The organism is Kitasatospora putterlickiae (assembly GCF_039527695.1).
Taxonomy (GTDB): domain Bacteria; phylum Actinomycetota; class Actinomycetes; order Streptomycetales; family Streptomycetaceae; genus Kitasatospora; species Kitasatospora putterlickiae.
In genome coordinates this window covers 1-9,235 of the sequence record NZ_BAAAKJ010000205.1, presented here as the reverse complement: position 1 = coordinate 9,235, position 9,235 = coordinate 1, and the positions used below count along the sequence as shown (strand labels likewise).

General features: G+C 75.1%; 9 protein-coding genes. 1 reads left to right on the top strand and 8 read right to left on the bottom strand.

Annotated features, from left to right (window positions below):
* Positions 1-33 precede the first annotated feature (33 nt).
* From ABD308_RS20400 to ABD308_RS20365, 8 genes are all read right to left on the bottom strand, one after another.
* Entirely contained in the window at positions 34-417 is a 384-nt protein-coding gene (locus ABD308_RS20400) for a VOC family protein (RefSeq protein WP_344337296.1), read from the bottom strand.
* A 137-nt stretch (positions 418-554) separates the two neighbouring features.
* On the bottom strand, positions 555-1,712 hold the full coding sequence (locus tag ABD308_RS20395; protein ID WP_344337317.1) for a methyltransferase: 1,158 nt from the start codon (positions 1,710-1,712) through the stop codon (positions 555-557).
* Positions 1,713-2,122: 410 nt separating this feature from the next.
* A complete protein-coding gene (locus ABD308_RS20390; protein ID WP_344337294.1) occupies positions 2,123-3,022 on the bottom strand; it encodes an STM4011 family radical SAM protein in 900 nt (299 codons plus the stop codon).
* Positions 3,023-3,033: 11 nt separating this feature from the next.
* A complete protein-coding gene (locus tag ABD308_RS20385) occupies positions 3,034-4,410 on the bottom strand; it encodes an STM4012 family radical SAM protein (protein WP_344337293.1) in 1,377 nt (458 codons plus the stop codon).
* Complete coding sequence (locus tag ABD308_RS20380; protein ID WP_344337316.1) at positions 4,407-5,249, bottom strand: STM4013/SEN3800 family hydrolase; 843 nt, start codon at positions 5,247-5,249, stop codon at positions 4,407-4,409. Before ABD308_RS20380 ends, ABD308_RS20385 begins: the two co-directional genes overlap by 4 nt.
* Positions 5,250-5,299: 50 nt before the next feature.
* Positions 5,300-6,502, bottom strand: coding sequence for an STM4014 family protein (locus ABD308_RS20375; protein WP_344337291.1), 1,203 nt, complete (start codon positions 6,500-6,502; stop codon positions 5,300-5,302).
* Positions 6,503-6,512: 10 nt separating this feature from the next.
* Positions 6,513-7,490: an STM4015 family protein gene (locus ABD308_RS20370; RefSeq protein ID WP_425554810.1), complete on the bottom strand. Its 978-nt coding sequence runs from the start codon at positions 7,488-7,490 to the stop codon at positions 6,513-6,515.
* 49 nt (positions 7,491-7,539) lie between these two features.
* Positions 7,540-8,493 carry an STM4015 family protein gene (locus ABD308_RS20365; RefSeq protein WP_344337289.1) on the bottom strand — a complete coding sequence of 318 codons (954 nt, stop codon included), beginning with the start codon at positions 8,491-8,493 and terminating at the stop codon, positions 7,540-7,542.
* A 229-nt stretch (positions 8,494-8,722) separates the two neighbouring features.
* On the opposite strand from ABD308_RS20365, the gene ABD308_RS20360 reads away from it, so the two are divergent.
* Positions 8,723-9,049, top strand: a complete 327-nt coding sequence (locus ABD308_RS20360) for a hypothetical protein (protein WP_344337288.1) — start codon at positions 8,723-8,725, stop codon at positions 9,047-9,049.
* The last annotated feature ends 186 nt before the right edge of the window (positions 9,050-9,235 follow it).

Genomic DNA, 9,235 nt, shown 5'->3' with positions numbered 1-9,235 from the left:
GCGTTCAGGTGGTGGTGGCGGAAGCGGCGGCCGTCAGCCGGCGGTCCGCTCGTTCAGGCAGAGGATGTTGCCCTCGCTGTCCTTGAACCAGGCGGCGCGCATGCCCTCGGCCTCCGCGACGCCGTTGACGGTCGTCAGCCCGGGCATGTCGTACTCCTCGAACACGACGCCCTTGCCGCGCAGCGCGGTCATCTCGGCGTCCAGGTCGGGGACCTTGAAACTGGCCAGGGTGTGGGCGGCCTGGCCGCCGCTGGGTGTCTCGTAGATGCCGAACTCGGTGCCGCCGCACTCGAAGGTCAGGTCGCCCTCCGGACCGGCGTCGGTGAGTTTGAGGCCGAGGGTGTCGGTGTAGAAGGACTTCGCCCGGGCCAGGTCGGCGGCAGGGATGATCGCCACCAGGGGTGCGTCTCCAAGCATGCTGATCGCCTCCTCGTCCCTCCAGCGTAGGTACGCCGGGCCGTCGGTGGCCACGCCGGACGCCCACCGGACGCCAGGCGTGTCCCGGCGTGTCCGGCGGGCGACGGCGCGTCACGCCGGGGCGCTGTGCCCGGGCGTCACGCCGGGGCGAGCCGCCAGAGCGACGTCACCTCGGCGGCGCGGGCGGCGCGGAGTGGATCGGCGGCCCGGACCTCGGTGCGGCGGGCCGCCTCGGTCGCCCGGCGGTGCCGGGGGCGGGCGTCGAGGCGGCCGACGACCCGCAGACCGGCGGCCGCGAAGGCGGCGTGCAGGTCGGCGCGCGAGCGCAGGCCCAGGTGTTCGGCGAGGTCGGAGAGGACCAGCCAGCCCTCCCCGCCGGGTGCGAGCCGCGTCGCCAGCCCGTCGAGGAAGCCGTGCAGCATCCGGCCGCCGGAGTCGTACACGCCCTGTTCGAGGGCGGAGGTCGGCTCCGCCGGCAGCCACGGCGGATTGCAGACCACCAGCCCGGCCCGCTCGCCGCCCGGCGGGTAGAGGCCGGTGCCGGCCGGCCGGACGCGGTCGGCCAGGCCCAGTCGGTGCGCGTTGTCGCGGGCGCAGACCAGGGCGCGCGGATTGGCGTCGGTGACCAGCACCCGTCCGACCCCGCGCCGGGCCAGGACGGCTGCCAGCACCCCGGTGCCGGTGCCGAGGTCGAACGCGGTACCGGCGTCGAGCGTGCCGCCCGGTGCCGCGACGGGCAGCGGCGCCCGGGCCACCAGGTCGACGTACTCGCCGCGGACCGGGGAGAACACGCCGTAGTGCGGGTGAACCCGCGCCCCGAGCGCGGGCACGTGCACGCCACGCTCGCGCCACTGCCGAGCGCCGAGGACGCCGAGCAACTCCCGCAGGGCGACCACGCGGGGCGCGCCGGCCGGGCCGTAGGCCTCCCGGCAGGCCCGCCGGACGTCGGGCGCGCGCCGCAGGAGGAGGGCGTGGTCGGCCTCCAAGCGGACCGTGAGGCGGCTGAGCAGCCGTGCGGTCCGGGCGCGTTCCCGCCGCTGCTCCCGGAACGCCTCGGCGGGGGCGGCCACGCCTGCGGCGCGTGGTCGGTGCGCGGCGCGTGCGGCCCGCCGGGTGAGGGCGGTGAGCAGTTGCCGGGCACCGTGGTAGTCGCCCTGCCACAGGACGGCGACGTCCTCCGAGGCCAGACGGTAGGCGGTGTCCGCCGACAGCCGGTCATCGGCGAGGATGACGCGCCCGGGCGGCGGCGTGCCGTTCTCGCTGTGCCACCGGGTGGCCAGGCCGGTGAACGGGATGACGGTGTCGGCGGTGGTGACGGCGGTAAGGGTGGTGGTGTGCGCGTTGGTGCGGGTGGTTCCGGGCACCGGGGCTCCTCGTGGTCGAACGTGCGGGGGCACGAAGAACACGCCGACGAGGAGGGGAGCGACGCTGGGTCAGACGAGAGGTGGCTCCCCGGTCGGCGTGCGGACCGACGAGTCGCCGAGCACCAGGCCCGGTACGGCGCAGCCTGTCATGAGCAGCCCTTTCCTTGGGGTCACCCTCTTAGGGATCACGGTCACGCTGTCACGCGGCGCAGTCGCTCCGCAACTGGTTTTCTCGCCCGAGACGTCGTCAGCAGCCGCTCCCTGCCAGGTGTCCCGGGGCGAGGCGGGACAGGGCGGGCCGCTGAAGCGCCTGCCCGGCGGCCTCCCGCAGGCCGGGGTCGCTACCAGGTGTGCGGAATCCGCTCCAGGACGCCGCCCGCGAAGACGTCGTACAGCGGCAGGGTCTCCAGGTGGACGTAGCCGATGTGGCAGTCGCAGACCGGGAGCGGGCAGGGGCGCGCGGAGAGCCGGGGCCGGTAGGTGCCGTCGTAGAGGTTGCCGAGTTCCTCACTGACGAAGTGGCAGCGGCGGACGGTGCCGTGGCCGTCGACCGAGAGGACGGACTCGCCGGTGCGGCAGGGGCGGCCGGCGCTGGGGTGGGCGTGCCGGCTGAAGCCGAAGTGCGGGTCGAGGGCGCTCCAGTCGGCCGCCTCGGCGTCGGTGTAGGTGTAGCCCTCGGCGGCGTTGATCCAGAGGTAGACCGCCGGGGACAGCTCGGCGCGCAGCCGCCGGGCCGCCGCCAGGTGCTCCGGCTGCCCCACCACCCCGATGCTGTACCGCGCGCCCAGGGCGTCGAGTTCCCGGCACTTGGCGAGGAAGCGGTCGTGGTCGACCTGGCCGGGGTGGTAGGTGACCCAGAGCGCGAGGGTGGCGAGGTCCGCCTCGGCGAGCCAGTCGGTGCGGCAGCTGAGGTTGGTCTGGATGGCGACCCGCCGGACGTGCGGCAACCGGCTCAACCCCACCATGGCGCGCCGGTACCAGGACCGCACCAGCCCCTCGCCCCAGGGGGTGAACAGCACCGAGACGGAGTCGCCGGTGCCGGCCCGGTCGGCGACCCAGCCGGTGAACCGCTCCAGGGCGGCGCGGTCGGCGCGCAGCTGTTCGGGCGTGTCGCGCCGCTTGGCGAACGGGCAGTACGGGCAGTCGTAGTCGCAGGAGGCCAGTGGGCCCCGGTAGAGCAGGGTGAGGTCGAGGGATCGCCCGGCCGGGCCGTCGGCGGCGGCCGGACCGGGAGCGGGCATGCCGAGGAAGGTCACTTGGCCTCGTATTCCGCCATCAGCGCGCGCACCTCGGGCGAGAACAGCATCGGCCCGACGGCGTCGGAGTGCGCGAGACCTTCGGGGGAGAGCCGAAGGACGTCACCGGGGCCCTCCGCAAGCCAGCCGCGGGCCGCGAACGCCGCGAGTTCGGCCGGGAAGTCCTCGGCGGGGGTGCCGCCGAAGCGGGCCCGGTACTCGGCGAGCGTGAGCCCCTCCGCCTGGAGCAGCGACTGCACGAGGTGCCGCCGACGCGCCTCGGCCGGGGTCATCGCCCGGCCGACCACCGCGCGGTCGAAGGTCTCGGTGGCCACGTAGTCGTCGATGATGCTGCGCACCTCCGTGGCGTCCACCGCGTAGTCGAAGGAGTAGTGCAGCCGGGACGTGTAGGAGCGGGCGCCACAGCCGAGGCCGACCATGCCGTCGGTCTGGCAGGCGTACTCGCTCACCCCGGCCTGCGGCGCGGCCGCCCGGCGGAACATCCGCATCGACACCTGCTGGTAGCCGTGGGCGAGCAGGTGGTCGCGGCCGGCCCGGTAGAGCGCCAGCCGCCGGGCGTCCCACTGGGCCGGGCTCTCCGCCTCCCCGCGCCGGGCCAGGCCGGTCAGCGGGCGTACGTAGAGCGGGTAGAGGTACAGCTCCTCGGGCTGCCAGAGCAGCGCGGCGTCCAGCGAGTGGAGCCAACTGGCCTCGGTCTGACCGTCGATGCCGTAGATGAGGTCGATGTTGAGCACCGGGAACCCGGCGTCGCGGATCCGGCCCAGCGCGGCCTCGACGTCGGCGCGCTTCTGCGGACGGACCGCCGAGCGGGCCTCCGCGTCGACGAAGGACTGCACGCCCAGGCTCAGCCGGGTGGTGCCGCGCTCGGCGAGCACCGCGAGGCGGTCGGCGGTGGCGGTGGCGGGGGAGGCCTCGACCGACAGCGGCACCGCCCGCAGGTCCGCGCCCATCCGGTGCTCGGCGATGTCGCAGAGCCGCTCCAGTTCGGCGGCGCTCAGGTAGGTGGGGGTGCCGCCGCCGAACGCGGCGAGCGCGAACCGGGCGCCCTCGTCCAGCGCCGCGCGCACGGCGCCCGCCTGCCGGTCGAGGGCGTCCAGGTAGGCGGTGGTCAGACCGTCCGGACCGCCGATCCGGGTGAACAGGTTGCAGAAGCCGCAGCGCACCTCGCAGAACGGGATGTGCAGGTAGAGCGAGAGCGCGTGCTGCGACTCGCCCGCCCACAGCTCGCGCAGCGGCGGGCGGTCGGGCAGCTCGCGGTACGCGGTCTTGTGGGGGTAGGCGTAGACGTACGACTGGTACGGACGCTCGGTGGCGGGTGCCGGTGCGGGCGTGGGCGTCGCGTCCTGGGCCGGCCGGGCGGGGGCGGTGGTCATGCGGTCTCCTCGGCGGGCGTGGCGGACGGCGGGGTGCTCGCGGGGAGCGTGAAGTGGGCGTACGGCACCGTCCAGACCACCTCGTGGCCGATCCGGTGGCCGGTGTAGCCGTCCTCCCCGTAGGCCGTGCCGTGGTCCGAGCAGACGATCGCGAAGCACGGCCGGCGCGCGCTCATCGCCGCGAACAGCCGGCCGATGTGGGCGTCCACGTACTCCAGGGCGGCGGCGTGGCTCGCCCGGCTGTCACCGTGCTCGCGCGTCGCGCCCGGCAGGTGGAACCAGTTCGGCTGGTGCAGCGCCGAGACGTTGACGAAGAGGAAGAGCGGCTGTCCGGCGGGCTGCTCGGCGGCGACCCGCTCCGCGCGGGCGACCTGCTCCTCGAAGGAGGTGGGCGAGGGCACGCCCATCTCCGGTGACCAGTGGCTCTCCTGGAAGAGCCCGGGCAGCACCGAGCCCAGCGGCCCCTGCTTGTTGAAGAAGCCGACGCCGCCGACGCAGACGGTCCGGTAGCCGGCGGCGGCGAGCGCGCCCGGCAGGTCCGGGGCGTCGAACACCCAGGTGCGCGGCGCGGTGCTCTCCGAACCGGCGAACCGGGCGGCGAACAGGCGCGGGTGCGGCCCGTCGGGCGAGGCCGGGGTCGGCAGGAAGCCGGCCAGGATCGCCTGGTGGGAGGCGTAGGTGAAGCTGCCGGGGGAGTGCCGCCGCTCCCAGCGCCCGCCGGGCAGGTGGGCGGCCAGGTGGGGGATCCGTCCGGCGGCGGCCAACTCCTCGGCGACGTCGAAGCGCAGGGTGTCGAGCGTGACGAGCAGCAGGTCGTGGCTGCCCACCACGGCGTTCATGTCGGGGGAGTCGGCCGGGACGGCGGGGGCGTGGGTGCTGGGCTGGTGGTTCATCGAGGCTGTTCCGTACGTGGGTGGATCGTCGGTTCCGGGGTGGCGGGCGGCGCGGGGGCGGCGCCGAGCGCGGCGAGTTGGGCGGCGTAGGTGTCGAGGCCCTCGGCGGGCCCGCCGGGCAGTCCGGTGAGGCCGGGCAGCAGGTCGCCGAAGGCGTTGACCTCGCCGACCACCGTCCGCCGCCAAGCGGCGGTGGGCAGCACGTCGACACCGACCACCGGGGAGTTCGGGAAGCACGCGGCCGCCCGCTCCGCCGTCTCCAGGAGGTCCGGCCAGGCCGGTCCGGCGGCCTCCCGGGCCAGCTCCAGGCTGCCCCGGGCGCCGCCGAGGTGAAGGTTGGTCATCGGCTGGGCGCTGGTGCGGACCACGGCGTGGGTGGCCCGGCCGGCGACCACGACGACCCGCAGGTCGGCCGAGCGGCCCGTCTGGGAGGACTTCGGGACCCACTGCTCGACGTGCAGGCCGTCCGGGGCGAGCCGGTCCACCAGCTCCGCGACCAGCCGTTCCTCCCGGTAGCGGCGGACCCGCAGCGAGTTGTACAGCCGGCCGTCGGTGAGCTCCACCGAGGTGGTGGCGCGCAGCTGGCCGCGCGGCCCGAACTCCAGCGCCACCACGCCCGACGCGGAGGAGCCGTGGGAGGGCTTGACGAAGACCCGGCGCAGCCCCTCGGCGTCCAGCCGGGCCCGGAGGTCCTCCCAGCCCGCGACCGCGGCCCCGCCAAGGGCGCGCGGCACCGGCACCCCGGCGCGCGACAACAGCGCGTGCGCCCGCCGCTTGTCGAACATCACGGCGATCTCCTCCGGGTCGCCGAGCAGCCGCACCCCGGGGGCCCGGGCCAGCGCCCGCAGCGCGGCCGTCACCCCGGCGTACCAGGCGGCGCCGCCCTCGACCCGGGTCGGCGCGAAGCCCGCGCCGAGCGCCGGTCCGCGCAGCAGCGCGTCCACCGCCTCCTCCTCGCCCGGCGACTCGATCCGCAGCACGGCGCCCTCGGGCAGCCGGTACGTGCCGCGCAGCAGATCGAGCCAGGGCAGCACGGTGGGCTCGGGCAGCCCGGCGGCCCGGGCGGCGGCCGCGAACAGCGTCACCCGGCGGTGGCCGGGGTTGCCGAGCACGGTCAGCCGCCCGTCCGGCGGGAGCCGGTGCCCGGGCCGGGCCGGGAACGGTGCCCGGCCGGCGCTCTGGGGGATCGTCGTCAGCATCGGTGCCCGCCTACTCGGCCACCGCGACGTAGCGCCACTCGTCCTCGTCGTCCTCCTCGGCCTCCGAGAGGTCGACGTCCACGCCCGGCAGTGCCTGGCGCACCCGCTCCTGCATGGCGTCGGTGAGGTAGTGGTGGTGCAGGTCGAGGGACTTGAGGTGGGTGAGCGGCTGGCCCTCCAGCAGCGCCGCCGCGCCCTCGTCGCTCAGCACCCCCATCGCCAGGCTCAGCGACTCCAGCCGGGGCACCACCGGGGCGTGCGCGACGGCGGCGGCGATCTCGTCCTGGAACTCGCTGTTCTCCAGCCCGAGGTGGCGCAGCGACGGCAGGCGGGTGCCGGCCAGGATCGGCGCGATGTCGTCGATCGTCGCGTCGCCGCCGTACTCGTCGACGCCGAACCACAGCTCCAGGCGCTCCAGCGCGGGCAGCTCGCTCGCCGCGACCGCCCGCACCACGTCGTCCGGCAGCCCGCCGGACTCGAACCGCAGGGTGGTCAGCCGCCCGTGCTGCACCGGGTTGAGCACGAGCCCGTTGCCGCCGCGCACCACCAGGTCGGTCAGCTGCGGGAACGCCTTCAGCACCGGGGTGACGTCCGACATCTCCAGCCAGGAGATCTCACAGTCCTCGGACGTCACGTCGGCGATGAACAGCGCCTCCAGGGCGGGGAAGCGGTCGGCGTCGGCGACGACCCGTTCGAGCGTCTCGCGCACCGGCACGTAGTCCCGCACCCACCAGGGGCCGATCAGCAGGACGCGGACGGCGGCGGGGTCGACCGCGTCGAGGAAGGCCGACCACAGCTCGTCGAAGCCGTGCTTGGAACCGTAGCCGACGGACAGCCGCCAGGCGACGGCGTCCGCCGCCGGCAGTTCGTCGGTCAGCCCGCGCCGATCGTGCCGGCCGGGCTCGCGGAGCGAGAGGTTGACGACCGGCAGCTGGAGGAAGTGGTCGCCGAGCTTGGTGATGAACACGGGTGCCCCCCTGGGCGGCATGACTGGCTGGTACTGGAGCGGGTGGTGGAGGAGCGGGCCGGCGCGCGGACTACTCGGCCACGGCGACGTACTGCCACTGGTCGTCGGGCTTGCCGGGCTCGGACAGGTCGAGCGCCACCCCGGGCAGGGACTCGCGCAGCCGCTGCTGCATGGCCTCGGTGAGGTAGTGGTGGTGCAGGTCGAGGGACTTGAGGTGGGTGAGCGGCTGTCCCTCCAGCAGCGCCGTCGCGCCCTGGTCGGTGAACACGCCCATCGACAGGTTCAGCGACTCCAGCCGGGGCACCACCGGGGCGTGCGCGACGGCCGCGGCGATCCCGTCCTGGAACTCGCTGTTCTGCAGGCCGAGGTGGCGCAGTGCGGGGAAGCGCGCGCCGTCCAGGAAGGGCTCCAGGTCGGCCAGGACGGTGGTGCCGCCGTAGTTCTCCACCCCGAGCCAGAACTCCAGGCGCTCCAGCGCGGGCAGTTCGCTCGCCGCGACGGCCCGCGGCACCTCGCCGGGCAGGCCGCCCGACTCGAACCGCAGCGCCCGCAGGTGCTCGTGCCGCACCGGCTGGAACAGGGTGGTCCCGCCCTCCTCCGGCTCGTCGCAACCGCCGCGCACGACCAGTTCGGCGAGCAGCGGGAAGGCCGTCAGCACCGGGCTCACGTCGACCATGTCGATCCAGGAGATCTCGTTCTCCTCGTACGTGATGTCGCCGATGAACAGGCCGCGCAGGGCGGGCAGCCGCTCGGCCGCGCCGAGGATCGCGGCCAGCGGCTCGGCGAAGCTCTCCGGCCCGTCCTGCGACCACTCGCCGACCACGACGGCGGTCACCCGGGAGACGTCCACGCGGTCCAGGAACTGCTGCCAGCGGGTTACCCAGTCCTGGTCGGCCTCGAACTCGATGGCGATCTTCCAGGCCGCGGCGGCCGGCTCGGGCAGCTCGGCGCCCTCGTCGACGGCCGCGACGAAGTCGAAGACGGGGAGGCCGTGGAACGCCTCGATGTGGTTGTTGACCGTCATGCGCTGCTCCTCGGGAGGTCGGTGCGGGCCGAACAAGTGTCTACCAGCCCTGACTGACAAACCGGTGTCCGGGGCACCGCCCGGGCGCGTTGCCCCGCTCTTCGCGCACGTCCCGTCGGCCCCGTCCGGCACGGTCGTCACCCGGGTACCGGGCGTCATTGTCAGACCCCTGTCCTATGGTCCGTGGCGTGGGATTCCGACACGTCGTCGAGCCGGCGAGGGAGAGCTGATGTTCCGTCAGGGAGATGTGTTGATGGTGCCGGTGGAGGAGTCGGCGGTGCCGTCCCGGGTGGGGTCGCTGGCCGCGCAGCCCAGGGACGCGCGGGGCCGGCTGGTGCTGGCGCTGGGCGAGGTCACCGGGCACGCGCACGCGGTGGTCGGTCCGGGCGAGCTGCGGCGCGAGTCCGGCCCTTTCGGCACGGCGTGGCTGCACCTACCGGAGGGCGGCCGGGTGGTGCACGAGGAGCACGCGGCGATCCCGCTGCCCAAGGGCTGGTACCGGGTGGTCCGCCAGCGCGAGTACACGCCGGGCGCGGTTCGCGTGGTCGCGGACTGACGGACGGCGGCGCGCCGGGGCGCGCGGACCGGGGACAGGGATCGGGGCGGGCGCGCGGCGCCCGCGGCACGGCCGGGCGGGGTGCCCGGGCGGGAACGGAGAGTGTGATGGTGACTGGACAGACGGCACCCGTCCCCGCGGCGGGCGGGACGAGCGAGGCGACCACCCGCTGGCGGGCGGCGGCCG